Raw genomic sequence first — 22,940 nt, forward strand, 5'->3', positions numbered from 1 at the left:
CGATTCCGGTAGATTGGGAGGTAACAGGTGGTTTCGTCGAAGCGTCAACGCAGCTGAGCCGCGGGCTCTTCCTCAAGAAGTAGCTGGTTACCGCGCTGGCTGATCACGGCCGGCACGCGGGTGATCCCGAAACGCTGGCTAAGTCGCCCCTGCTGATCGAAATACACTTGCCGTTTCCACGACTTCGTCAGCTCAAGCCACGAGCCAGCGGTCAGGATCGGTTTGATTGAATCGCCGGAGCGGGCCGCGAGGGCCTGGACCGCCTTTACCTGCGACGCATCACGGCCGTCGAAGAACACCAGGCGCTCGTGCAGCGTCACAATGTCAAGCGGATTGATACGCGTGCCGGCTGCGACGATCACGGCACCCTCATCATTGGTGACGGGTTTTGCGTAGGTCACCGTCGGATCAATCAGCCGACTCGAGTACTCGCTAACGGTCGAAATTCCCGGCACTGGTGGCAGGGACGTGATGTCATGCAGCGCGCGCTGACGTGCGCGGCGCTCGATGGCCGCCAGCCCGCCATTGGCTTGCAGTTCAACCAGACGATGCTTCAGCATCGCAATCGCGTCGTGCTCTGCAATCGGATACGTCGGGCCAACGACACCCAAGTCCTCAGCGATAGCGGAAAGTGGACATACCGCCAGCAGCAATGCCGAGGTCCATGCGACTGCTGTGCGTCGCACACGCGGCCGTAGTTGCGGGCCGACACCAAGGGAGCCAGCTCGCCTTATCTCCGGGCCCAGCATTTCGAAGACAAATACAAGAGGCGTTCCAACAACATGCCGATAAAGTAGGCCGCCAGGAGCCCCACTCCTAGAAAGAGCAGAGCCACGCTCATCCACACGGCCAATATCAACAAGCCGAACGCCATCATCAGAACCATCTGAGCCTCCAGTCGAAGCGCCGGCCGAGGTGCTGAGGACACGGCATTGGTCAAAAAATTTCATAGGCCTCCCCGACAATTGCGTACTGGGGAACGGTGCCGACGATCGAGTACCGCGAATCGAGGCTGTCAGGGCTCGGCGTGGCAACAAAGTAGTGTCTGGGTGGAATCACACCGTCCTCGGTCGGAAACAGCGCCATCCCTGCAAGTGAGAGTGGCTTCGCATAGCCGATATAGGTCTCATTGACCCAGACATTCCGGCCAATCACGCGCACGACATCGCCAGGCAGACCAGCCACGTGTTTGATGAAGGTCAGTCCTGCGGGGTAGGTCGCCCCCCCGTGCCATCGAAATGCGATGGTGTCGCCGAGGCGCGGCCGACAGGGGCCCTTGCGGATAAAGTAGAGCGTCCCCGGCAGACTGGTCGACATGTTGAACGTCAGCCCATACCAGGGCGTGAGGCCCCATGCGACGGCCGCCACGATCGTCAGGGCGACGACGGTACGAACAAACCGTCGATAGCGAGCCAGGCCGCTGGAGTAGGCGACGAGCGCGATCACTGTTCATCTCCGCGCAGGTCGGCCTTTGCAGCCATCCCGCACGCCGATCGGCAAAAGACGACATGCGTCGTTACGTTTGCAAGTACCGCCGCACCAGTACTGGTCGAGGCGGCCAGATAATCGCCAACGTCGGTCGGCGCGAATCGCTCTCCCGCCGTTCCTATTCCACGCGTGCGCGCCGAAAGCCGGGGCGGCACCATCAACCGGAGACGAGTCATTTGGCGATCCTCTTGGCGATCAGGTCCGTGAGATCGGGCGCATCACCTGCGAGCACGGCAGCTTTGTTGATCACCACGCAGCCACACTGCGCACCGAGCTGGTCCAGTGCGGCCGACAGGCGCTTTGCGTAATCGCCGGCGTGTTGGGTCGCCTTGTTCTTCGCGTCGTCCGTCATATGGACGGGATCGCCGTTGTTGAAGGTTTTCAGCAACGCTTCTTGCTCATCGCTGATGAGCTTCTGCACGTCGACCACGACGACCGGCGCAACTTTTTCGCGTTGCGTCCAGAAGTAGACGAGCGGGGAGCCTAGCAACAACGAGGCGCCGATCGAGATAAGGCCGGTGAGTACGAGGTCGTGTCGCATGTTCATTTCCGTTTGGCTTGGATCAGGGCGCGGATAGCGTCCTCGGTGGAGGTCCCGGTGGTACGCAACTGCTCCATGAATTCGTAGTCGGGCCCCTTGGTGGTTGCCATGGCCAACGTGAATTCGTCGGGGATATGGCGCAGCAGGTGCGTGCCCCCGTTCGGGTCGACAAGGACGAACTCGCTATAGCGACCCGGCACCGGACGCAGCGACTTCAACATGCGCTTCAACCCCGGTGAAAGATCCATCACATCACCCTTCTCGATCTTCTTGAGCGTGTCGTCGCTTTGCTTGAGGTGGAACTTCCATGCGGAGTTGTCGAAGGCGGCCTGCGTTGCCTTGTTCATCCCTGCATCGGTGATCCCCTGCGTCGCGAAAAAGAAGCTGCCTTCGTACTTGCGCGCACGCCGATACCCTTCTTCCATGAAGTCGGCCGATTCTTGATCGTCACCGACGATCTGCCAGCCCTCGTCCTGCAGGAACAGCTTCGGCCGCGACCGGTCAAAGCGGTACATTTCGTTGGTGACCTGATTGGTCAGGCCGAGCATGATCACCGTGCGCAGCTGGGGATCGCTGTTGAGGTGCTCGAGTTCAAGTCCGACCACTTCGTTGTCGAGTCGCACGTTGGTGCGCCCGTTGACGTAGTCGCCGTAGACACCCCCCTTGCAGAACGGTTCGAGACGCACGGCAAGCTCGTACGCGATGCGCTCGGGTTGCCCGTTCTGGTCCTTCAGGCTCAGCAGGGCGTCTCGCACTAACGTGGGACTACCTTCCTGGCCGTAGTCCTTCCATACGATGCGCACTGCGACATCGAGCAACGCGCCCTCGAACGGGGTGATAGGAGCGGTCGGCGATACCATGCGCGCGATAATCGGCCGGATGAATTTCACCTCGCTATCGAGGCCATTTTCGGTATCGATGCCAGCAGTGGAAAACGCATTGATGACGATTCGCGACCCAGGCTTGAAGTCGATGTACTGCCCGTCACCCATGTCGATCTGCTTTTCATACGAGTAGCCCACGTCGCAGATCCGCACGATTCCACCGACCGAGCGAAACGCTGCGATGATCTCGTTCAAGAGCACCGATTTACCGGCCCCAGAAGTACCATCAACGAAGCCGTTGTAATTCGTCCCGCTCGAATAGATGTCTACGAGCGCGGGCGTACCGCGGCGCCCAAAAAAGAGCAGGTTGGCTCGTCCATTGGTACCCGACCACTCGCCGAGCACTGGCGCCATATCGGTCGCGTTCACGGTGGTCTTGGTAGTGATCAACCGAAACTTCTTGAGGTCGTCCCGCATGTCGCTTGTCAGCATCATGGGCAGCGCCGACAGGAATGTTGTGAGCTGCTGGGTCAGCATCGGGAACAGCTTGAAGCGCTCCGAGCGCCAGATCCCCTTCGCGGCCGCCACACACTGCTCGATTTTCTTGCGCGGGGCGAAGAGCGTCAGCGTGTGATAGAGCTCACACATCGAGCCGCCTTGCGTGAGCTGCATCGAGACGGCCTTCCAGTCCCTGTTCTGCAGGGCAAGTTCCGGCTGCAGCTTCGCGATCTTAGACTCGGCGTTCTGTGTCGCGCGAGCGCTACGCAAAGCGGCCCGTGTCTCGACGGCAGTCTGATCGAGAAGAAGGACGCCGAGCGTGATCAGGTACGGGCAGGGGTATTGATGGACATCGTTGAAGAGCGAGCCGACGATGTTGTTCATCTCCCACAGCTCTTTGCTACTCGGATACTGATGGACGCCGAAGCTGCGCACGGCGATGCGTGCGTCGGGCTCGTCGGCATCCTCGGGCGGCACTCCATAAAGCAAATGCTTCGCCTTCACACGCATGTGGTGACCGAAAGCCGTCAGTTGGTCACGTATGGGCTTGTCGTCGCTGTACGTCTGATCGATCGTTTCAGCCCCATCGCCAAAGAACGCACCGGGGTTGAGGATCGGCCAGAGAAAGCGCAGCAGATCGTTGGGCTCGGCGGTACGGCTTGCCAGGCTTGCGGAGCTCAACGTCGCAGCGACGACGTCCCGAACATTCTGGATTTCTTCGATCAGCTTCAGATCGTCGAGCGAACCCTTGCGCACGATCGACAGCAACAGCCGCTTGTCCGTGATCGAGTAGTTTTGGCCAAGAAACAGCGGCTGGCCGAGTTTGCCGCGGATGAACGCGGCGCGGCGCTCCGCCTGTTCCAGATAGAACGACGGTGCACGTCCCGCTTCGGCGTACTCGCGCCGAAGATCGACGTAGGCGTTCAACGACTCCTCGATGATGGGGTCGCCCAGCAGCATCCATTGGAGCCCATAGCCAGCAGGAACTGAGTCATATAGGCCGTGGAGACTGCGGGTCAACTCCGCGTCGGCGCCGGTCTGCGGTGCAACCGCGAGCACGAAGCCAACCGAATCCGTGTTGTAGTAGAGCTCGGTGGCGGGGTCGTACTGGTCATACGGCAGCAGGTTATGAAGTCCGACGGTCTCGATGCGCCGCTGGTCCGCGGCAACGGGGGCGGGCGGTCCAAGATCATCCTCGGTGCCGAGAATTGCTTCGCTGATCGCTGTTCGCGCGAGCGATTTCGCGTCATCGATCCAGGCCTGCAAGGTGCTCATCGATGGCTCCCGAATCAGTGGTCCGTCGCTGCAGGCATCGCAGCCGCTGCACGGTCGACTGCGCCGGCGGGCGTGAGAATTCCCTGCATGACCCGATCGGCACTCGAGATCGAACCCGACGTCGAATCGGTGTTGGAGCTAGGGATAGCTGCCTTGCTGCCGCTGCTGCCAACATCCGGCGCAGGTGTCGGCGGCATCACCGGCCGGAACGCGGCCTGGATGCGCTGCTGGTTGTGCGCGATAGACCAGTGGCCAGGATCGATGATCAGATAGACGTACTCCTGATCGTGCAAGTCGGAGTCCGCGTCTTGCCACGGCGCGAACCAGATGCGCATCTCGCGCGAAGCCGTGTGAACCGGAGCCCCGCTATCGAGCGCTTTCGGGAGAATCCCGGCGGCGCCAACGAAGGGGCGTGAACTGGCACTGACCGGAGCACCCGATGCGCTCGATGTCGTGCCGGGATCTCCGGCATAGTTGCCGAGTGCGATATTCGTCGTCGCGCCGGCGCGTGTATGAACGCGCTGATCGGGCAGGTTATGCGCCATCGCATTGGCATAGATGCCAGACATGCTGCTGCAAAGCACGCCTTCGGGCGCCTTGCAGGCGAATTGCGAACTCGCGTCGTATCCGCTGAAGCTGCAACCGGTCAGACCGAGAACCGCGTAAAGCGTGACGAGATTGATCTTGCTGTTCATGGTCACTTCGCTCCGAGCCATTGATCGATTGCTTCGGCGCTGGCTGCGCCAGGCAGCACCCGCCCATCCTCGCTCACAAGTGCCGGCGTGCCAGAAATGCCCATGCTTGCGGCCAGCGCTTCGTTCGCGTCAATGGGATTTGCGCACGACACGAGCTTCGGCTCGACGCGCGGCGGTGCAGGTTTCTTGCCAGCGCCGCCAGTCGCAGCCGATCCCTGATCGCGCATCCAGCGCGACAATGCGAGGGGCATCCACGCGTGCCAAGTGGCAAGCCTGTCCTCGGCGCACCAGATCGCTATGGAATGCGCGCGGGCCCGCGGATGGATCGATTCGAGCGGATACATGAATCGGTAGATCGTGACGTCCTTGAGCTTGGAGAGGTCGTCCTCCAAGGCGAGGCAGTAGGGACAATCAGGATCGTCGAAGATCGCGAGCTTGCGGCGGCCGGTACCATGAACCTCGACGAACGCGTCCTGAAGCCGGTCGGCCGGGAACCGCACCTTCTGCAGTGCTTGCTCGAGCGGCACGGTCAGATCCTGTTGCGTCACCATGTCGAAGAGGTGGCCAAACAGGAAGTACCGCCCGGTGACGTCCGTGTAGGCAACCTTGTTACCCATCACGACCTCATAGATGCCGGCCGACGGCGTGGCGGCGACCTCGCGAAACTGGGTCGCCGGGTAGCGTGCATGGAGCGCTGCCTTGAGCGCAGCAACCCCCGGATCAACGTTCGGATCGGCCGGGTTTATCTGCGGCGTGGCACCTTGAGCGGCGGACGCCGTGACACCGACTTCAGAGCTTGGCCCGGCGACGTGCGCCGGCACGGTGGACGTACCTTGGGTGGTGCAACCCCACGCGATGCACGTCGTCATCAGAAGAGCGAAAGTGAATTTGGCCTGTTTCATTGGATCGTTGAGCATGTTGAGGAAAAGGTGCCGCCGACGAACGTGGGTGCCGACGAGGGAAGAGGGGTCAACCACGTGCGGTCGCGACACTTGATCTTGCTGGACTCGGTCATCGCCGCACCATCATGCAAAGGTCGGCGCGGCGCTTGATCTCATCCGCGTATACGGTCAAGTCGCCGGTCAACACAACATGCGTGCGCGGTGCGGCGGGCACGCCGACATACTTTTCAACAGGGGAATCCGGAGTCCGCCTATCTCCGGCAATGCAGACGTTGTAGCCCCGCGAATTCGGAACATGCGCGATTGACAGCGTGCCCTGCGCGACCATCGCCTCGAGCAACGGGCGGATTCGTGCCGCGCTCAGGTGGAACTCGCTTGCCAACGCGTAGGCTGCATAGGCGACACGTGGGCGCATCGCAGCAAGTACATCGTTGGCAGTCGGCATATATTTGGCGCGCGGCATGGTCAGTCCTCGGCGGGCTTGCGGCGTTGCACGAAGTCCCACAGCGCGGCCTGCAAGAACCGCGCGTCTGCACCTCGCTGGTCGAGCATCATCGCTACGTTGCCAAGATCCACGGGATCGCCCTTCGCGACGAGCTCGATAAGCTCGCGCGCGAGCGTCATCGCTGAGACGGTCGCGGGGTCGCTCCATCCGCCACGGCCTTCTTCGCGCTTCTTGGCGAGCTTGCGTTTCATCCGTGCAGCGAAGAGGTCGACGGCGACATCGTCCGGATGCACTGAGCCGGCGCGTCGGTTCCACGCGGCCGCAGCGGCAGCGGCGTCGTTAAAGAGCAGCACCATCTGATAGCCGAGGCACGCGAGGTCGACGCAGCTCCCACCGAACATTCCTTCCGACACGCGCATGGCGGCTTCGCGGTCGCAGAATGGACAAGGAATCAGTTGATATTGGCGTGGAGAGTTCACTGACGTTCTCCGGAAGCCACCGCACGCGCGGCTACACGCTCGAAATAGAAGACGACGGGCGCCCCGGTTTCCTCGATCAACCCGTAGCACTTCGCCAGGCGATAGATCGGGTGATACGCATTGAGGGAGGCGACATGCTTCATGAGCGACTGGCGCCACTGCTCGAGCGACATCTGCCCCTTGCTGATGTTGCAAGGCGGACAGGACGGCATGTAATTCGACTCGACGTCACGCTCCGGATGCCTGGACGGCCCGCTCACAAGCTTCCATTGGCCATCCGCGGTACGCTTGGTCTCGACCGCGCGCACGACCGGGTCTACATGGTCGCCATGCCACCGATCGGGCAATGGCATTCCGCAGTACGCGCAGCGTCCGTCGTATTTGCGCTGGAGCCGATCGCGCTGGGCTTTCGTCAGTCGGCTCACGCTTTCTGCTCCAATGAAGGAGCGGCAGAATCGTGACAGACGGCCTCGCGATCCGCGCCTGCGCCCACCTTGACGGCTGCAGCGGGTCGCTCTGCTGCCGTGGAACGGATCACAATCTCCACCTGTTCCCAGAGCAAGGGCTTGCACTCGCGAGCAAGTTCGTTCGGAAAGCCGGTAATGCCAATGGCACCGGCCGATGTTCTGATGTCGAGTTGGCCACCCATGACCGGACTGCTGGAAATCTTCGTCAGCTCACCGGCGGCAACGATCTCGGGCGGCGCCGGGGCAGGCGCCACGGCCTCGCCTTTGTACCAGTGCATCATGGCGAGCAGGCCGATATCGATGGGGTCGCCCTTGTCGACGTGCGAGCGCAACATCGTCGACAGGTCATCCCGTTGCGCGCTCCACCAGCCGGCACGCCCCTGGGCTCTGCCCACCGCCATCTTTGCCTTCAACGCACTGTTGAACCCGTCGAGTGCCGCGTCGTCGAACGCTGCCGCACATGTCAGCGGATTCGCGTCGGTTACGGCTAACGAACCGAATTCGTTGCTGGAGAGGTCCAGCAGATCGGCAGCTTGCTTAAGAAATTCCAGGAAGCCCGATTGAAACGCGGGATCACCTTGAAATCGATCGACAGCGATATCGGCGAATCCGCGCACGTGCTCGGCAATGAGCGAAGCCGCGCCGAGCCAACCGGCAAGCGCCCGACGCATTTCCGGTTGGTGGTAGTTGCCGTCTACATCCTGCGTGAACGACGCTTCGTGCTCCGCTTCGTCCGCACACCGCTGCATTGCGGCCTCGAACGCTGCGACGGTCACGCTCTTCGTTTCATCAGTCATCGGTGTAGCCCCCATCGTTAGCACGGCCATCGTTGGCCAGGCCATCGTTGATGTTGCTGATATCGGAGAGGGCGCCGTCGTATTCGGCTCCCTTTGTCACGGCGAACTCGACAATGCGACCACCGTCCGTTTCGATCACGGGGAAAAGCTTCTCAGCCGTGCGGATGTAGTACTGCTTAAGAGCGTCGGCGCCCCCAGAGACGCCACTGCCGATAGCAGCACGGCCGACCTGGCTCGGATTGATAATGGAGGTCGACCCAAGGGCGGTATTACTGAGGGTGTTGGCGGACTGATTGAACGCTTGCCCAATCCCGGACGAGATACCGGCGAACACCGACATGGCCAATGCCGATCCCGCCTTCGAGACGAGCCGACCTCGCACACCCTCCTTGCCGTCCTCGCCCATCACGTTGCCCTTGATCGGCATTTCCACGGTTCGGCCGTTCTTCAAGATGCAGTCGAGCGTTTCGCCCCGCATGTGAGTGCGCTCGCTAGACACATCGCCATATGCCTGCGTCAAAATCCGGCACTCCGTGATGTCGAGCTTGCGACTGTTCGGCAGATTGGCCGCATCCAATACCTGGAGGAACACCGGAAGCGGATCGTGCTGGGCCTCGCCGCCCGTCGGAGCGTCTACGCCGTTCATCATGAATACGCGCACGAAGGAGGTCGCAGGGATGAAAGTGACTTTCTTCTTGCCGTTGGCCTTCAGGCAGTCCTGCTGTGCGCGTGTCGCCTGATCCAAAGGCAACGACGAGTAGCGGGGGTCGACGCAGTCGGCCCCTTTGCCGGTCGGTGTATTGAATTGAATGATGTCGAGTTTCGGAGGGCCTCCATCCATACCGACACCGAGCTTGCCGGGTTTGCCGAACGGCGGGTTCAGGAGCGCCCCCGTCTTGGCCGGGGCTCCGTTGAGGGGAATCGGCTTGTCCAGCGCCGCGCGGTCCGCCGTTGTTCCTGACGCGGTAGCCGGCGTGCTTGCTGGCGTGCTCTTCATCGCGTCGATTCGCTTTCCGAGCTCTTCCTGCGCTTTCGACAAGGCTTTCATCTGAGACACGGCATCGTCGGCGCGCGAATCGATACTCGACATCCTGCGAGTAAGCTCAGCGAGTTGTGCCTCCGAGTGAGCCCGCCAGGCGTTACGATCGTTCTGATCGCCGAGGCTCGTGAACGGAACCTTCGTGGTGAATTGACGATTGGCCGGCCCGCTCTGGGTAAAGAGCATGCCAACGGCAAAAAGGCCAGCCAGGACGGCGAAGCCGGCCACCGTCAGGATCCGCTGGCGGCGCTTGGTTGCTTGATTGACATCACTCATGGTCGCCCCGCTCACGAACGACATAGACGATCGTGCTGGCGCCGGCCGGCAGGTTTGCGCTTTCGATTGCGATGGCGAGCACGCCCGGCGCGTAGAGTTCGCGCTCGTCGATGGCCATGTCGGTGTGCGAGGTATTCGAGAGCGTGTAGGTCTCGCCAATGAAATCGCCGTCGCTGTACTGACGGACCAGCGTCAACACAGCCTCCTTCCAGAGCGGCACGACAGTGTCGACCGACGTGTACGACAGCTGCGGTGCCCCCCGACCACCGGCCATCGCCAGCATCATGAGTTTCACCCGTCGTTGAAAGGCCGATGCGTGGAGCGCTTGGGTCGAGCGCGCTGCAGGCGGTTCGATACGGATATCTTCGGCCGGTCGCGGACCAGGTACGAGCAACAAACGGTAGGTGGTGCCCGCGTCATCGATCACGAATACCGTGATCGACTCGTTCAGCGCGGTGGGATTTGCGGGCATGAGCCACAGCTTCCCGCCGTCTTGCGTCCACGAGATCGAGTTAGGTACGGCAGGCACGATCTTCGAAAAGCCGCGCCCCCCGGACATTGACAGAACGTTGTATTCCGCCGCGGAGATCGAGACCTGCTGCGGCTGCCGATCCGCTCCCTTGACGACCTGGATCGCGTGCGCACTAGCGGTAGTCAGCAACATCACGGTGGCAAACACGAGACGCGGCCTGAAGGCCGTGCGCTTTTTCAGCGGCAGTCGATTGAAGGCAAATTTCATGATGCGGGGGTCTCCGTTGTGACCAGCGGCTCGACGCCTTGTTTGCCGCGCGTGGCTTCTCGGATGTCGAGGAGGACCAAGCGGCCGAAGACGGTGATTCCGAAATAGACCTCATAGGTCTTTTGTTCCGAGCTCGTGCGTTTGCCGGAGATGTAGGTCGTCAAGGTGCCGGTGACCTTCACGGCCTTGTTGCGGAAGTCCACCTCACCAACCCCCATCGGCTCGAAGACGTTCGTCACGCCGTCGTGCTTGATCTGCAGCGCGTCGGCCTCCCATTCGGTCTTGAGCGCGGCGCGCCGATCGTCGTCGACCATGGACAGGAGAATCCGTACGTTGTTGTCGACGGTGGTCGGCGTGACATTTTTGGAAAGAGAAAGCACGTACGCGGCCTGATCGGCGAGGTACTGGTCGTTCGCGTAGCGGGCCCCGATGACGTAGGTGCCGCGAACGGCTGGCGGCATGATGATGACGCGCTGCGTGACGACCAGCCATGCGCAGACGAGTGCGATGACTACGCTGGTGGTACCGTTTCCGAGCAGTACTTTCTTCAGAAAGCGGTTCTCGGCCTGCAGCGCTTCGCGTGATTGGGCGGCTTTACCGGGGGTCATCGCGTCACCCGTTCAGTTCGCGAAGATCGGACGGCGGAAACTTCTTCGGCGCCGGCTGACCCAATACCCAGTACATGACGTGAGCCGACATACCGGGATGCTGGCCGGAGCTGAACTTCTGCCAAACCGCCGCGAGCGCAACGCCCACGACAAGGCCAAGCAAGGTGTGGTTGAGCAACACACCGCCGATCGTGCCAGTAAGGCCGATCGCTGCTACATCCTTGCGAAAGAACAGAAACTTCTCCGGGTCGTCAAGGCGACTGGGCACGTAGTGACTGAGATCATCCGACATCGCCGCCCCCGCTCAAATCGTCGCGGTGTAGCTTGCGTCGATGATGCCGACGATCACGCCGACCGCGATGCCGATACCGGACGGAATAACAAACGCACCGTAGTCCTTCACGAACATCGCTCGAACGCTTCCCCACAACACGCCGGCAAGGGCACATGTCTTACCGGGGTTGCCTTTTGCCCAACCTTCTACAGTTGTCGACCCTTGCTGGAACTCTGCGCCGTCCGTTCCGAACGCGTAGCGTGCGACCATCATCAGCGTGACGGCGAGCATCACGCCAGCGATGAAGTTCAGCGTTTCACGCACTTCGGGGTTCTGCAGCAGCGCCTTCACGCGATCCTCGAATGCAACGAGGGCGCTCGCGGCTCGATATTCGAGCATCTCGAGCTGGTTGAATTGAGCGGTATTCATCTAGTCCTCATGTGGTGGGTAGCCAGCAGCGCGGGCCGGGTGTAGTGCTCGCGCCACTATGGGCAGCGCGAGCACGATTCAGGGAGAGAGTAGTTAAACGGACAATCAATCATTTATTACGGACTACTTACTATCTAACATCCTCCTTGGTCGAGTGGTGAATCGGTCAGCTGCGCGGACTAACGGTCCGCTAAATTCTTCGGCACCGCGCCGACGGTGTCGCCAGCCGTGCAAAGCGTCCGATTCGCCACCTTCGCGACTCGGTGGACATGTCGGATTCGCGCGTGCCGGGATCGGTGGTGGGTGGCGATCGGCGTGGGAAGCGCTCGAATGGGCTGGTTTTCCGCCGCCAATGAAGGGAGCGATAGATTCTCTTGAACGACAGACGTCGGCGCCGCGCGGTGCTTGATCGTCGGTTCAGGGCACGTGTCGCCCGAACAGAACACGTAGCGGCCGGAGCCGGGTTCACCGATCTGCGTGACGTCGTAGTCCGGAAGACGGGAAGACGCAAAGCAGGCCTGCGCAAGCGTCCCGACAATGAGGCCAAGAAGAGGGACAAGGCGCATCATCGCGTGCCCCCCGCGGAGACCTTGCCGAGCGTCGACTGGGCGCGGTAGCCGGCATAGGCATGCTGCACCAGCCGGACATAGCGCGCCTGAGCGGCGGTGTTCGTGGAACCTGGCCCGGTGTTGTAGCAACCGACGGCGGCCCAAGTCGCGCCCTTGGCCTGAATGCAGTTGGCGAGCACCCATGCGCTGAGCTTGAGGTTCACACATGGATTCAGGAGGTCGCGTTGGGTAACGCCGTAGCTCACGAGCTCGGGAAGATGAACATCGTTGATTTGCGCTGCCCCCCAAGCCCTGTGGCCGTCGGGCAAGCGCGGCCCAACCGCGCCGGGCATGCCACGAGATTCGACCCAGGTTATCGCCCGCAGGAGATCGGGATCCAGGTGATAGAGGGCTGCGGCCTCATTGAAGATATTGCCCTTGCAAACGTCCGCGGTCGCCGACGGCGCGGCGAGCAGGGCAATCGCGGCGGCAAGCGCCCCGCAGAAGGTGCGCATCGCACGCAGTGGGCGGCGACGCATGGAATAAAAAACGTAGCGAACCGGGTTGGCCCGAGACGCTACGAGACCGCCTGCAGTCGAGGCACTGAGAGAAGGAAGCGACAGGCGGGATACGAGCCAAGGCGACTCGTACCGAAAGAGCAACATTGAGCAAAAGGCATGCGCTTCTGAATAGAAGCGTGGCACCGGACCCGCAGGGCGAAATACGTGGCTGCGAACGAAGTCTGAGCATGCGCAGCGAAGGAAAGCCCTCTTCACCGGTGGCATTCCGGCGAGGGGTAAGAAGCGCATCGTCGTCCCAAGAAAAAGGGACGCATCGAACGCGTCAAGCCCGAAGGATTGACGTACAATATCTGTAGCCACGAGTGGTCTCTCTCAGCTTTCCCAGCTATTTGCTTGTGGTCAGGGCATATAGGGTGTTGGCGCACCCTGTATGTCCGTCTTAATTAACTACAACTGCACGACAGAGACATGAATGTTCGGATCATTTCCGAATTTGCGACGTAAGGAGATCCGCAACGCCGCACATCCTTTGTTGTCTACATCAAAACCCACGGCGGTCAATGACCAAGATCGCGTACTACAAAACGGCTAGTCATACGCGGGCAGCGCTAAGAACTCACTACGCTTCCGAACGAGTGACCCAGTGGCCGTGTCTGGCTCGTGTTGGTAAGACCGACGCCGAATACCCTTATCCCGATCCGTCTCGTTCGTACCGCTCACCCCTTCGGATTCCACTGCAGGGTGATCACATTTACGTTCAACTCGTGCTTCTCAAAGTACTTCATCATGCTATCCAGGCTTGCCCACGTCCTCGGTTCATTGCGGAACGTGTACAACGTGTGCAGCCCCTCCTTCCACGACAGTTCGACGACGAAGAGATAGCCTTTATCCGTGCGCAACACCGACGCGTGCTTGATAGCGTTGTTCTTCGCCGCATCCCGAAATTCGGCCTCAGTAATCTTGCTCAACCCACCCTCCAATGTGCTCAACTGGAGGATAGTAAAGCGATAGCTACCGATTCGGATGGTTCGGGTCAATTTCCACCAACATTCGCTTTATTGCATTGCATTAGAACATGACTTGCATTGCAAAACAACATATTTTGCAAGGCGCATTGGGAGGCCTTTGATCTTGTCCTCCTACCGAGACCCGCGCCGATCAGTCGACCAGCAAATGACGTTACGAACTGTAACAGGATGTTGAAAATTTTCAACTCCTTCGTTGAACAAAAAATAGGGTCGGGTATAGCGCGTGAAGAAAAAGGAAGAACTTACAAGCTTAGCGGCCACTTTTGTGGCAACCGTCAAGCACCTGCAGCAGGAGGCCGGAGTCAACGACTCGGAACTGTCGCGTGCGATCGAACTTGACCGGGGGACCCTAAGCCGCCTTTTATCTGGTGAAACTATCGATCCGCGACTGAGCACGATCTCGGCGATCGCCAGGTTTTTCGCCGTTCCGATGTCGTCCCTCTTCGGCGAGGAGAGCAGGGGGTTCGTGCCCGTCTATGAGCAGCGGAGTCTACGCGACGCTCGAAAAGCATCCGCAGCCCCCCGCCACGATCAGCTCTGGATCAAGGTATCGAACGCAAATTCGAGCCGGTTTGCGATTGCACTCGCCCCCAAGAGCCGCACTGAACCGCTGCCGCCCAACGCCACCCTTGTTATAGGAGATTACGCTTCTCTAGATTCCGGCGACTTGGCACTTGTTGAAGTGGATGAACAAACTTATACCTTCGTCAAATTGACAGATGGCGAAAGGCTCATCGGATACGACATTGAATCGACGTCTAAGCGCCGCCCGATATTGATAAATGAGCAAGCGATCATCGGAAAGGTTCTGGAGATTATAATGGGCCGCTAGCCGCGAGCGAAATTGATTTTATAGTCATAGTAATCGACACCGTCACGCGACTTTATCCAGAGCACGATCCTTGAAAACAAGACAGAGAACGCCATTTCGTACAGCATCTTTATCGTAATTTGAGCAAGCACTATCTTGAGTAGCACAATCAGCGGCACTACACCGTAAAACAAGAGTGTTCCAAACAAAACGCTATCGACAACTGCTCCGACGGCGTTCGCAGCAAGGAACCGAAGGATCAAGGCGCGACCTTTTAGTGCGATCTTCAACCGAGATACAACCAGGGAATTAGACAATTCGCCCGCGAAGTATCCAACTGCCGACGCGCCAAGCGCTCGCATCATTTGATGGGACACCCCAAGAACGCTGCCGCCTAGCCATCCGGCCTTCTCAAGCGAGAGAATAATCAAAATGACCGGTATGTTCACTAAAAACGCACCCCAGATCACGTGCCTGCTTACGACGAAGCCATACGTTTCCGTGATGCAGGCCCCAAAACAATATGTCAACGGAAAAACGACAAGCGCCGTAGGAAAAAGAACGCTGTACCCGTGGAGGAAAGGTAGGTTGATGGTGGTAATACTATCCCCGATTAAATTGGTGGTGACCAACATGACGCTGAAAAGCGCCGTAAGATAAACAATCCCGTATGGAAAGTGTGGCACTCGCTCGGTGATGTTCTGGATATTGACATCGCTAGCATTTACGGTAGCGAGCAATGCGACATCATTGGCAGAGAATTTGCCGATCCAGTCTGCCTCTAGAAGTTTCCCAACGGGGAGTTTCATTGAAATGCCCGTATCATTCACTCGCACTCTTGCGACCGAAAATCGCTTTTCGCCATCCTTCGGGAGAATCGCCTCAACTTGGCATCTCGGGATACTATTTGCCATTACCATAACTAAGCCTTTCCAAATCGATCCGCCAAACAAACGAAAGAACCGCCGGCCGCGCTCGAAACACGAGCGCTCGCGTCACTTTGGGAGGTTCTGGTACGCCATCTTCAAGATAATATCTCGATATTTCGGATATTTTTCCAGCAACTCGGCCTGAGTAAGAATTCTATAGTCAGCATCATCAAAGCCCGGCACAACAGCGCAACTGACGAGGGTGTAATCACCTGAATCAACCGACGCCCCGAAAATCCATCCTCCATGCATTACAGTCGAGAGTACCTCGCCATGTTCGACGTTAGGGCCGAGACGAACTGTCCCATATGCACCCTTCTCATCGATGAAGTGCATCGTCAGCGGATCGCCAGCGTGGTAGTACCAAATTTCATCGGATACCATTTGGTGAAAGTGTGACGGGCTGTCATGCGTCACCATGAAATATATTCCGCTGTAATTTTTCCTCTCAGTACCACTTGCCGTTTTTCGAAAAATATCCGAGCCAAAAACGTATCGAAAATACCCCCCTTCGGGGTGAGGTTCGAGACCCAGCTTCTCCTTCCAGAATTCGCTAGACTGCTGATTGCTGATGCTTTTCGTCTTCGACATTACGTTTCCTGCAGGTATCATGAAGCAAGTTACAAAAACCGAAACGACAGTGACTCGTGCGACCACTGCCACCGACCCTCTACTAATAAATTTATTCTTTTTTGCAAACATACGATGTGGTGTTAGTTGAAATTTATACAACATCGTGAGACCGCGGGCGCCAGGGCCATAGTACCGCTGCTGATCCTACACGATGATATCGGCCTCGATTTTGGATCCTTTACCGCTTGGTCTTTCGACGATCTCTGCATCGATCAGCCGTCAGCAGATCGAAAGGGGTATTGGAGACTCCCACTGCGTTCTTTCGATTCGATTTATTGCGGTTTGAGAACTAGCCGGCGACTGATCGGCGTCTCTCGACCTGGTTCAGCCCAGCAAAGTAACCGGGTTCCTGCAGGGCGCGCTGCAACGTCAGTCCGGCTCGATCTGTATCTGCTGGGCAGCTTGCTGGCGTCGCTGGCGCTGCGGCCGGTCATTCGTCTGCTCTGCCAACTCATGCTCACGCAGCGTTTCGATGGCGCTCGACTTATCTTGGTGGCGTGATACGGCCGCCCGAGCAAGAATTGCGTCGGTCGTAAAAATCTGGAGGTCGTCAACGGCCCGCGTGAGGCCGACATAGAAGCTGCGGTCACCGAAAATACGACGCACCGTCATCGCGACGTCAGACTGGCGCCGAGCATCTTCCGGATCACGCTCCATTTTGTGTGCGGGGATATGCAGCATGGCTTGCTCGCGGGTCGCGCCCTGGCCCGCGTGGACCGTCGCCGCATAGGCATGATCCCAATGGCGCTGCGCGTCTAGATCCCAGGGAATTTCCTTGCCATCCGCCAGCCGTAGGACCGCCTGGTTCTCGTGGACAGAAACGACGGTCGCCTCGTGGCCATTCTTGACGAGCTCGTCGCCGCGGGTAAAGCGAATGACGTCACGCGCGGCAAGACTCCTCGTTTCCGAGAGATACACCTCCACCCGGTTGTACTTCTTCGGCTCCCACTCCATTAGAGAGCCGTCGGACTTCCGGAGAACGACGATACCCTCGTCGGGTCGAGTACCCTCAACGCGCATGTATTCGCCGCGGGACGCGAGAATTTTCTGATAGTCCCGACCAAACCGGACGGTCATATCCCTGGTGTAATACTGCGCCTCCTTCTGCTTCGCCCGGGTCATGTCTCCGTCGGACCGGAGGATGGTGTGCTCCGAGTCGTTGACATCCAGCTCGCCGTGCGCTTGCAGTTCAGCCCGAACCGCATTGTTGATCTCGACGCGATCCTCGTTAAACGGTGTGATGATGATGGTTTGATTTCTTCGCGGTCCCCGGTCGACGTACTGGCGCGCCATCAGGTCGATCAGGTCTTGCGGATTGTCGTGTTCTGTCACGCGCCCAGCTTGCTCGAGGAAGTCAAAGGCGCGAGCGTTGCGAGCGAGGTTCAGGTCGGTGAGGGGCTCATCTACCGCAAGGTCGGCTGTGCCCACGGTGATCGCGACTGCCTGCTGCAGCTCGGGATTCTTCTGGCGCTGGATCTGGGTCATCTGAGCGGTGGCCACGCCCTCGTCCTGCAGGATCTCAAACGGTTTACCTGCTTCGATGGCCTGCAGCTGGAGGCGGTCTCCGAGGAGAATGACCTTCGCATCTGCTCGTTCCGCCATCTTAAATAGGCGCGCCATTTGCCGTTGGGCGAGGAATGACGACTCGTCGACAAGCCAGAGCTCGCGCTCCCGCGACAAGTCCGGTACATACTCGCGCAGCAGCTTCAGATCATCCTGGCGCCGCTGCTCATGGATCTCGAACATCGTCACCGTATCGGCCTTGATACCCGAATCGTTCTCGAGCTGCTTGGCAGCCTGGCCGGTAGCCGCCATCCCTCGGACGAGCCAGCCCTGCTCGTGCGCAACCTGGACGGTTCCCTTGACCATCGTGGTTTTTCCCACGCCGGCGAGACCCTGAACCGTGACGATCCGGTCTTTGCTAGTCAGTGCATGCTCGATCGCACCTCGCTGGCCGGGGGTGTAGTCGAAGGTGGGATCGTTCCGCTCCACGCGCGCGGCGGCGATGGCCTGTTCGATCCTGGACCGGACCAGTTCGGCTGGCGCTATCGCCGGCGTCGCGTCTCGCTGCGCGAGCGCATTTTCGACCGTCCAGCGCTCCGTGTTGAGCATCTTCTCGGTGGTGATGTTGCCGTCCGGAAGGTCGACAATCTTGCCCTGATCGACCAGCTTCTTGTACGCATCGAGAATCTGATTTGGAGACGTTCGCCCGACCGCGTGCTCCAGCGCGGTTTTGACCAGGTCATATTGGTTCAGCACGATTTCGCGCTCACCAAGGTGAGACGCTGCAAACCGCAAGGCCTCGATACCGGACAACTTGACGACCCGTGCATCCGTTCCCGCTTCCCGCGCCTCGCGTGCTTTCTGCTGGATGACGCTGTAGTCGAGGTCGACTGTCTGTGCGCGCTCACGCCATTGAACTGACAAGGCGTCATGGTCGACACCAACCTTCCGTTCACGGGTGGCCAACACCGCGCGCTCCTTCTCCGCCGGCGTCGCGCTCGTCGGATCGATCCCATTTGCACGCAGCCATCGGTCGCGCGCGGCCGAACGCTGGCTGAAGTGCTCGATCTGCTCTCGGGTGATGCCGACCAACTCAAAGTTTCCGTTCTTGTCCGGCGCAGTAATGGCATAGCCACGCTTCTGCAATCCGCGTGCGAGCGAAGAAGTATAGACGGCGCCGATCACCTTCTGCTGCACGTACAGCTCGTCATTGGTCAGCGATCGCCATTCGCCGTCTGAGCGCTGGGTGGCGTTCATGACCAGCGCATGAGTATGGGTGTCGGGGTCGAGGTCGCGGCTCGTATTGTGGCGAAAGAGGGCGGCTACAACGTTGCCGGTCGGTTCGACAAGCGTCTCGCCATCGACCGTTTTGCGGGCCTGCGCGACATACGCCTCGACGTACTCGAGCGCCTCCTTGACGGCTTCTTCATGGGCGAGGCGGACGTCGCGATCTTCGAAAACTTCGGCAGCGATACTGACGCTCTTCGGTGCCGAAAAGGTCAAGTCGATCCCAGGCCGATGTACAACCTCGGGCTCGCCATTCTCGTCCAGGACGACTCGACCAAGCTGCTGGTCTCCGACCTGTCCAGACAGCAGCTTGAAAAACACATTGCGATCGACTTGCCCGTTCAGACCGAGGGTGGCCGCACCCTTGCCGAACCAAGCGGAATGCTCGAGCCCCTGATCGGTGGTGTAGTAGTTATCCTTCGAAAAATAGTGGAGTGCCTGGCCGGCGCTGCCGACATTGTGCATGCTCATCATCGCGCGTCACCCCAACAAGTCACCGAGACCGGCGCGGCCGGTCGGCCGTTGGCCGGCACCTGGTTCGCGGGGAGTCGACGCACCGTGAACCTCGCCGGTGTCGCCGTCCACGACTTCACCCGTCGCCAGCACAACCAGATTCGAAGTGGCCGGGTCCGATTCAGCGCCGGTCGGCGTGGCCGCAACGTCATCCGCACGGGACGCCGCAGCTGCCGGCATTTTGTTCGCGGCAGACGAGCCTGCGGATGGCACCGATTGCTCCGCGGACGAAGACGTCGCAGTCGCGTCGGTTGGCGCGGGTGACGGCGATGGTGCAGTTTCTGCCGGCGCCGCGGAACCGGGTGCGGGCGGCGACAGCGCCGCGTGGCCACCGGGTGCGGCGTGTGCAGTAAGCCACGTGTCAAAAGTCCGACGGGGAATGAACGGTGTGGCAATTTCGGGCCGATGCGTATATTTGTATCTCACCCGTGCGACGGGGTAATCGCTGGGTGTGACCAGATAGCCCTCCATGTCGGGCAGACGTAAGATCTCGGAAGAGAGGACAAGATCCCGAAGGTTACGGCGCGCGAAAACACTCATACCGTCGCGACGCTCATCGATCCCGAGATTGAGACTTTCCTCTTTCTCGTCCAGATCAGCCTGCCCGATCGCGTTGGCCAACGCCTTGGCGGCGTCACCGTCGGTCACGCGCAACAGGAGCTTGGTCTGACATCCGGAGATGATCGTGCGCGCAAGGTGCTCGCCATAGATCAAGAAGAGTAGCGAGAAATCCTGGATGCCGATCACAAAGCAACCGCCAAACTTGCGAATGTTCGTCACGGCGAGCTTCATGATCTCCAGTTTCTGCAGCGTAGGGAGCTCGTCGTAGAAATACCAGAGGCGTTCGCGATGAATCGGCTTGAGCGCAAGAAGCGAGCGGATTGCGATGTCACACCAGAGGCTGATTAGCGGAAGCAGGGCGGTTTTCTGCTCTTCGTTGACGGTAATGAACAGCCAGGAATCGTCGTCTTCGTCCTCATTCTGGATCCACTCGCGGATCGAAAACGGTTCACCTTCGTCATGCAGGTAGCGGAAGCAATCAAGCTGGTTCTGCACGGTCATCTTGAGGCTCATGCCCGTACGCTCAGTGATCGGATCAACGTAAGTGGCAGCAGACTCGTTCGCGAGGATGGCGTGTAATTCGTCCAGATTGCTGTGAGCGATGGCCTTGTACAGCGCGGCGTTGGTTCGCTTATTGTCGTCACCGAGCGCACGGACCGCGCCCTTGAAGACCATGCGCCCGGCGATGGCGAAGAACGGATCCGGAACGTTCGGCGGAATCGGGATAAGCCCCTCTGCCAGCCCATCGTAATGGATTTCACCCTGGATTTCGCGCCACACGTTCCAGTTGGGACTGCGCGCATCGAGCGGATTCAGGATGATGTCCTTGCCTTCCCGAAAAAAGGTAGCCGTGAACTCGCCGGACGGGTCATAGACGATCGCTCGCTTTTTGTTGGCGCGGACCTGCTCCATCAGCGCGAAAAACTGCTGAGACTTGCCGCTACCCTGGGCACCGGCGAAGAGCGTACCGAGCACTTCGGCCTTCTTGCGCATCGGCACGCCGGCGATGCGATACGGGCTGGCGTCGTCTCGGCTTTCCAGTTCCTTGACCAGTGCTTTCGGTTTAACGAGCCTTGCACCGCGAACCTGCTTCTCGGCGAGTTTTCCGCGACCGTACTCCATCCAGAACAGGACTGAAAGAAACGTCACGGCTATAGCGGTAAGAACAGCGTACAGGGCGGCATTTCGCGCATAGACGAAAAACTCTTCGGCGGCATCGTCGGTAAATGACAGCGCGGCGGCTGGCGGCAATTCCGTGTCGTTGCTGCCGAAGTGGAATGAGACGTTCGGGTTGGCCATGGGCACGACGGTGAGGATTTCGGCCTCGACGTGCTTGGCCGCCAAATAGCGTGTTTCGGTCGACGTGACGAAATACAGGTATGCGCCGCCGGCCAGCGCGCCGACGAGAATGCCCGCGATGACCACCGCCACGACCGCGCTGGTGAGGAGTTTTGCCTGCTGCCACCAGAGGGCGGTTCCCCGAGAAAAAGTCGCAAGACCGTTGGGCGAGCGTTGATCAGCCATTGCTCTCTCCCAGCAGTTTCTTGGTGGCGGCCTCGGCGCGATCCTGTGCTTGGTGGAAGAACTGGATGTTCCTGTCGCTGATGATGCTGGTCAGGACTTCGCGGCTGAAGAACACCGCTTGAACCAGTTCGGACGGTAGCGCCTGGACGGATTTTCGGGGCCCGTCATCGGACGGCGTGTGCCCACTCAGTTGCTGAATGAGCGCCTTGAGACGCTGGTCAATGAGCGAGACATTTTCGGTGACGACGCCGAGCGCAAGTTGCTTGCGAATGTAGTCGGACAGCGAAACACCGTTCTCTTGAGCCTTGCGTCGATAGAAGCGCTCCGACTCGGGATCGAGTTTGAAGGAGATGGGTTTGGACGCACCTTTTCCCGGCGTTTTGAGACGCGGCATGAAGACCTCGTTGCGAGAGATCCTTACCTTTTTGTGGCCGTGGTTATGTGCGGATTGCGCTGCAGATACGCGCTTCCGTCGTGTGAAGATGTTAGCACATGGTTACGCTTTTTCGTCATACGGCTACGAGTTTTTCCGATACTAGCGACGATCTCTGCTGCTCGCGTTGTTTTCTCCATCAGCAGCTGCCTCGCGTCTTTAAATAACTGATTTAATTGTCGTTTTCTGGACAGACTGATCTCCATTGAATTTAGGTGTACTACCGTGACGCCAATGGCGTATTACGCCTATATCTGTTGTCAGGGTGGCTTCCGATCGACGTTCGAACGGTAACAAAAGGGTTTTACGGGCGTCATACCGGCATACGCTCTATCAGGCTTCGAGTTTTGGCTCTCGATTAGCGATAGCTCTAATTTAGGCGTCCTACCGCTTAAAGGCTTGCGCAGCAAGGCTTTAAGCACCCGCAACGGAGTTGAGTGGTGTGTGACCGTCTGGTCGGGGGGTGGGGCTTGCCCCACGGGTCGCCCCCCGGACGGACGGTATCTGGATGGTGATGCCCGGACGGGTCCGGGTATCACCGGTTTTTCAGCAGGCGTAGCGATCGGCATCGCAGCCAGCAAGAGCGAGGATTTCGTTCCTTTGAGGCGTTCGCCTGGGTGGAGGACAGTGAAAATTTCGGAGAAAGCGGGAGATTGAAGTATCGACACGAAAGAGAGAAAAGCGAGGCGAGCGTCGATCCGTTCCTCACAGGGAAAAAACGGAAAAGGGAGGTCGAACGGAGGCGGGGAGCGGACAGGGAGAAATTCGGAGCGACGAGGGTGGTTATGCCACGCAGGTTTTCCACATATCCACGGGTCCGGACCGACGTCGCGATGCATCAACATCGCAAGAGCGTCGGCCGCGCGCCGTTTT

23 protein-coding genes are annotated in these 22,940 nt (G+C 59.4%); 1 reads left to right on the forward strand and 22 read right to left on the reverse strand.

Annotated elements, in window-relative coordinates; genetic code table 11:
• Positions 1 to 44: 44 nt before the first annotated feature.
• The 17 genes from traW to HWX08_RS30885 all read right to left on the reverse strand — a co-directional run bounded on the left by traW (position 45) and on the right by HWX08_RS30885 (position 13,813).
• The gene (gene traW, locus HWX08_RS30805) at positions 45 to 686 is read right to left on the reverse strand and encodes a type-F conjugative transfer system protein TraW (RefSeq protein ID WP_058904065.1); all 642 of its coding nucleotides are present in this window, start codon (positions 684 to 686) and stop codon (positions 45 to 47) included.
• 250 nt (positions 687 to 936) lie between these two features.
• Positions 937 to 1,446 carry a S26 family signal peptidase gene (locus tag HWX08_RS30810; RefSeq protein WP_077175806.1) on the reverse strand — a complete coding sequence of 170 codons (510 nt, stop codon included), beginning with the start codon at positions 1,444 to 1,446 and terminating at the stop codon, positions 937 to 939.
• A gap of 214 nt (positions 1,447 to 1,660) precedes the next feature.
• The gene (locus HWX08_RS30815; protein WP_226194324.1) at positions 1,661 to 2,029 is read right to left on the reverse strand and encodes a TrbI F-type domain-containing protein; all 369 of its coding nucleotides are present in this window, start codon (positions 2,027 to 2,029) and stop codon (positions 1,661 to 1,663) included.
• A 2-nt stretch (positions 2,030 to 2,031) separates the two neighbouring features.
• Positions 2,032 to 4,626: a type IV secretion system protein TraC gene (gene traC / locus HWX08_RS30820; protein ID WP_058904067.1), complete on the reverse strand. Its 2,595-nt coding sequence runs from the start codon at positions 4,624 to 4,626 to the stop codon at positions 2,032 to 2,034.
• 14 nt (positions 4,627 to 4,640) lie between these two features.
• Complete coding sequence (traV, locus tag HWX08_RS30825) at positions 4,641 to 5,321, reverse strand: type IV conjugative transfer system lipoprotein TraV (protein ID WP_058904068.1); 681 nt, start codon at positions 5,319 to 5,321, stop codon at positions 4,641 to 4,643.
• Between the two features lie 2 nt (positions 5,322 to 5,323).
• Positions 5,324 to 6,298, reverse strand: coding sequence for a DsbC family protein (locus HWX08_RS30830; RefSeq protein ID WP_226237368.1), 975 nt, complete (start codon positions 6,296 to 6,298; stop codon positions 5,324 to 5,326).
• A 34-nt stretch (positions 6,299 to 6,332) separates the two neighbouring features.
• Positions 6,333 to 6,686, reverse strand: coding sequence for a hypothetical protein (locus HWX08_RS30835; protein WP_053526538.1), 354 nt, complete (start codon positions 6,684 to 6,686; stop codon positions 6,333 to 6,335).
• A 2-nt stretch (positions 6,687 to 6,688) separates the two neighbouring features.
• Positions 6,689 to 7,147 carry a hypothetical protein gene (locus tag HWX08_RS30840; RefSeq protein ID WP_058904069.1) on the reverse strand — a complete coding sequence of 153 codons (459 nt, stop codon included), beginning with the start codon at positions 7,145 to 7,147 and terminating at the stop codon, positions 6,689 to 6,691.
• Complete coding sequence (locus HWX08_RS30845) at positions 7,144 to 7,572, reverse strand: HNH endonuclease (RefSeq protein ID WP_058904070.1); 429 nt, start codon at positions 7,570 to 7,572, stop codon at positions 7,144 to 7,146. The genes HWX08_RS30840 and HWX08_RS30845 overlap by 4 nt, the downstream gene beginning before the upstream one ends.
• Entirely contained in the window at positions 7,569 to 8,411 is an 843-nt protein-coding gene (locus HWX08_RS30850) for a hypothetical protein (protein WP_058904071.1), read from the reverse strand. Before HWX08_RS30850 ends, HWX08_RS30845 begins: the two co-directional genes overlap by 4 nt.
• On the reverse strand, positions 8,404 to 9,726 hold the full coding sequence (locus tag HWX08_RS30855) for a TraB/TrbI/VirB10 family type IV secretion system protein (protein ID WP_058904133.1): 1,323 nt from the start codon (positions 9,724 to 9,726) through the stop codon (positions 8,404 to 8,406). The genes HWX08_RS30850 and HWX08_RS30855 overlap by 8 nt, the downstream gene beginning before the upstream one ends.
• Positions 9,719 to 10,465 (reverse strand): type-F conjugative transfer system secretin TraK, encoded by a 747-nt coding sequence (locus tag HWX08_RS30860; RefSeq protein ID WP_077175805.1) that lies wholly within the window; start codon positions 10,463 to 10,465, stop codon positions 9,719 to 9,721. Before HWX08_RS30860 ends, HWX08_RS30855 begins: the two co-directional genes overlap by 8 nt.
• On the reverse strand, positions 10,462 to 11,073 hold the full coding sequence (locus HWX08_RS30865; protein WP_058904072.1) for a type IV conjugative transfer system protein TraE: 612 nt from the start codon (positions 11,071 to 11,073) through the stop codon (positions 10,462 to 10,464). The genes HWX08_RS30860 and HWX08_RS30865 overlap by 4 nt, the downstream gene beginning before the upstream one ends.
• 4 nt (positions 11,074 to 11,077) lie before the next feature.
• Entirely contained in the window at positions 11,078 to 11,365 is a 288-nt protein-coding gene (gene traL, locus HWX08_RS30870) for a type IV conjugative transfer system protein TraL (RefSeq protein ID WP_058904073.1), read from the reverse strand.
• 12 nt (positions 11,366 to 11,377) lie between these two features.
• Complete coding sequence (locus HWX08_RS30875) at positions 11,378 to 11,776, reverse strand: hypothetical protein (protein ID WP_058904074.1); 399 nt, start codon at positions 11,774 to 11,776, stop codon at positions 11,378 to 11,380.
• A gap of 565 nt (positions 11,777 to 12,341) precedes the next feature.
• Positions 12,342 to 12,839, reverse strand: a complete 498-nt coding sequence (locus HWX08_RS30880; RefSeq protein WP_058904075.1) for a lytic transglycosylase domain-containing protein — start codon at positions 12,837 to 12,839, stop codon at positions 12,342 to 12,344.
• A 722-nt stretch (positions 12,840 to 13,561) separates the two neighbouring features.
• Entirely contained in the window at positions 13,562 to 13,813 is a 252-nt protein-coding gene (locus tag HWX08_RS30885) for a hypothetical protein (protein WP_137910251.1), read from the reverse strand.
• A 283-nt stretch (positions 13,814 to 14,096) separates the two neighbouring features.
• Between HWX08_RS30885 and HWX08_RS30890 the strand changes: the two genes are divergently transcribed.
• Positions 14,097 to 14,705, forward strand: a complete 609-nt coding sequence (locus tag HWX08_RS30890) for a helix-turn-helix domain-containing protein (protein WP_077175804.1) — start codon at positions 14,097 to 14,099, stop codon at positions 14,703 to 14,705.
• Here the strand turns inward: HWX08_RS30890 and HWX08_RS30895 are convergent.
• The 5 genes from HWX08_RS30895 to HWX08_RS30915 form a co-directional block, all read right to left on the reverse strand.
• Positions 14,702 to 15,493, reverse strand: coding sequence for a VUT family protein (locus tag HWX08_RS30895; protein WP_058904078.1), 792 nt, complete (start codon positions 15,491 to 15,493; stop codon positions 14,702 to 14,704). The genes HWX08_RS30890 and HWX08_RS30895 overlap by 4 nt on opposite strands.
• A gap of 186 nt (positions 15,494 to 15,679) precedes the next feature.
• Positions 15,680 to 16,204: a cupin domain-containing protein gene (locus HWX08_RS30900; RefSeq protein WP_058904079.1), complete on the reverse strand. Its 525-nt coding sequence runs from the start codon at positions 16,202 to 16,204 to the stop codon at positions 15,680 to 15,682.
• A gap of 411 nt (positions 16,205 to 16,615) precedes the next feature.
• Complete coding sequence (gene mobF / locus HWX08_RS30905; protein WP_058904080.1) at positions 16,616 to 19,510, reverse strand: MobF family relaxase; 2,895 nt, start codon at positions 19,508 to 19,510, stop codon at positions 16,616 to 16,618.
• Between the two features lie 6 nt (positions 19,511 to 19,516).
• Entirely contained in the window at positions 19,517 to 21,634 is a 2,118-nt protein-coding gene (locus tag HWX08_RS30910) for a type IV secretion system DNA-binding domain-containing protein (protein ID WP_058904081.1), read from the reverse strand.
• Positions 21,627 to 22,028: a hypothetical protein gene (locus HWX08_RS30915; RefSeq protein ID WP_058904082.1), complete on the reverse strand. Its 402-nt coding sequence runs from the start codon at positions 22,026 to 22,028 to the stop codon at positions 21,627 to 21,629. Before HWX08_RS30915 ends, HWX08_RS30910 begins: the two co-directional genes overlap by 8 nt.
• Positions 22,029 to 22,940 lie beyond the last annotated feature (912 nt).

Source organism: Burkholderia metallica (assembly GCF_902832845.1).
Classification (GTDB): Bacteria; Pseudomonadota; Gammaproteobacteria; order Burkholderiales; family Burkholderiaceae; genus Burkholderia; species Burkholderia metallica.

Coding starts and splice junctions, on each gene's coding strand:
- HWX08_RS30815 (WP_226194324.1), bottom strand. CDS start 2,029: ATGCGACACGACCTCGTACTCACCGGCCTTATCTCGATCGGCGCCTCG.
- traC (WP_058904067.1), bottom strand. CDS start 4,626: ATGAGCACCTTGCAGGCCTGGATCGATGACGCGAAATCGCTCGCGCGA.
- traV (WP_058904068.1), bottom strand. CDS start 5,321: ATGAACAGCAAGATCAATCTCGTCACGCTTTACGCGGTTCTCGGTCTG.
- HWX08_RS30835 (WP_053526538.1), bottom strand. CDS start 6,686: ATGCCGCGCGCCAAATATATGCCGACTGCCAACGATGTACTTGCTGCG.
- HWX08_RS30850 (WP_058904071.1), bottom strand. CDS start 8,411: ATGACTGATGAAACGAAGAGCGTGACCGTCGCAGCGTTCGAGGCCGCA.
- HWX08_RS30855 (WP_058904133.1), bottom strand. CDS start 9,726: ATGAGTGATGTCAATCAAGCAACCAAGCGCCGCCAGCGGATCCTGACG.
- HWX08_RS30860 (WP_077175805.1), bottom strand. CDS start 10,465: ATGAAATTTGCCTTCAATCGACTGCCGCTGAAAAAGCGCACGGCCTTC.
- HWX08_RS30865 (WP_058904072.1), bottom strand. CDS start 11,073: ATGACCCCCGGTAAAGCCGCCCAATCACGCGAAGCGCTGCAGGCCGAG.
- traL (WP_058904073.1), bottom strand. CDS start 11,365: ATGTCGGATGATCTCAGTCACTACGTGCCCAGTCGCCTTGACGACCCG.
- HWX08_RS30875 (WP_058904074.1), bottom strand. CDS start 11,776: ATGAATACCGCTCAATTCAACCAGCTCGAGATGCTCGAATATCGAGCC.
- HWX08_RS30880 (WP_058904075.1), bottom strand. CDS start 12,839: ATGCGCACCTTCTGCGGGGCGCTTGCCGCCGCGATTGCCCTGCTCGCC.
- HWX08_RS30895 (WP_058904078.1), bottom strand. CDS start 15,493: ATGAAACTCCCCGTTGGGAAACTTCTAGAGGCAGACTGGATCGGCAAA.
- HWX08_RS30900 (WP_058904079.1), bottom strand. CDS start 16,204: ATGTCGAAGACGAAAAGCATCAGCAATCAGCAGTCTAGCGAATTCTGG.
- mobF (WP_058904080.1), bottom strand. CDS start 19,510: ATGATGAGCATGCACAATGTCGGCAGCGCCGGCCAGGCACTCCACTAT.
- HWX08_RS30910 (WP_058904081.1), bottom strand. CDS start 21,634: ATGGCTGATCAACGCTCGCCCAACGGTCTTGCGACTTTTTCTCGGGGA.
- HWX08_RS30915 (WP_058904082.1), bottom strand. CDS start 22,028: ATGCCGCGTCTCAAAACGCCGGGAAAAGGTGCGTCCAAACCCATCTCC.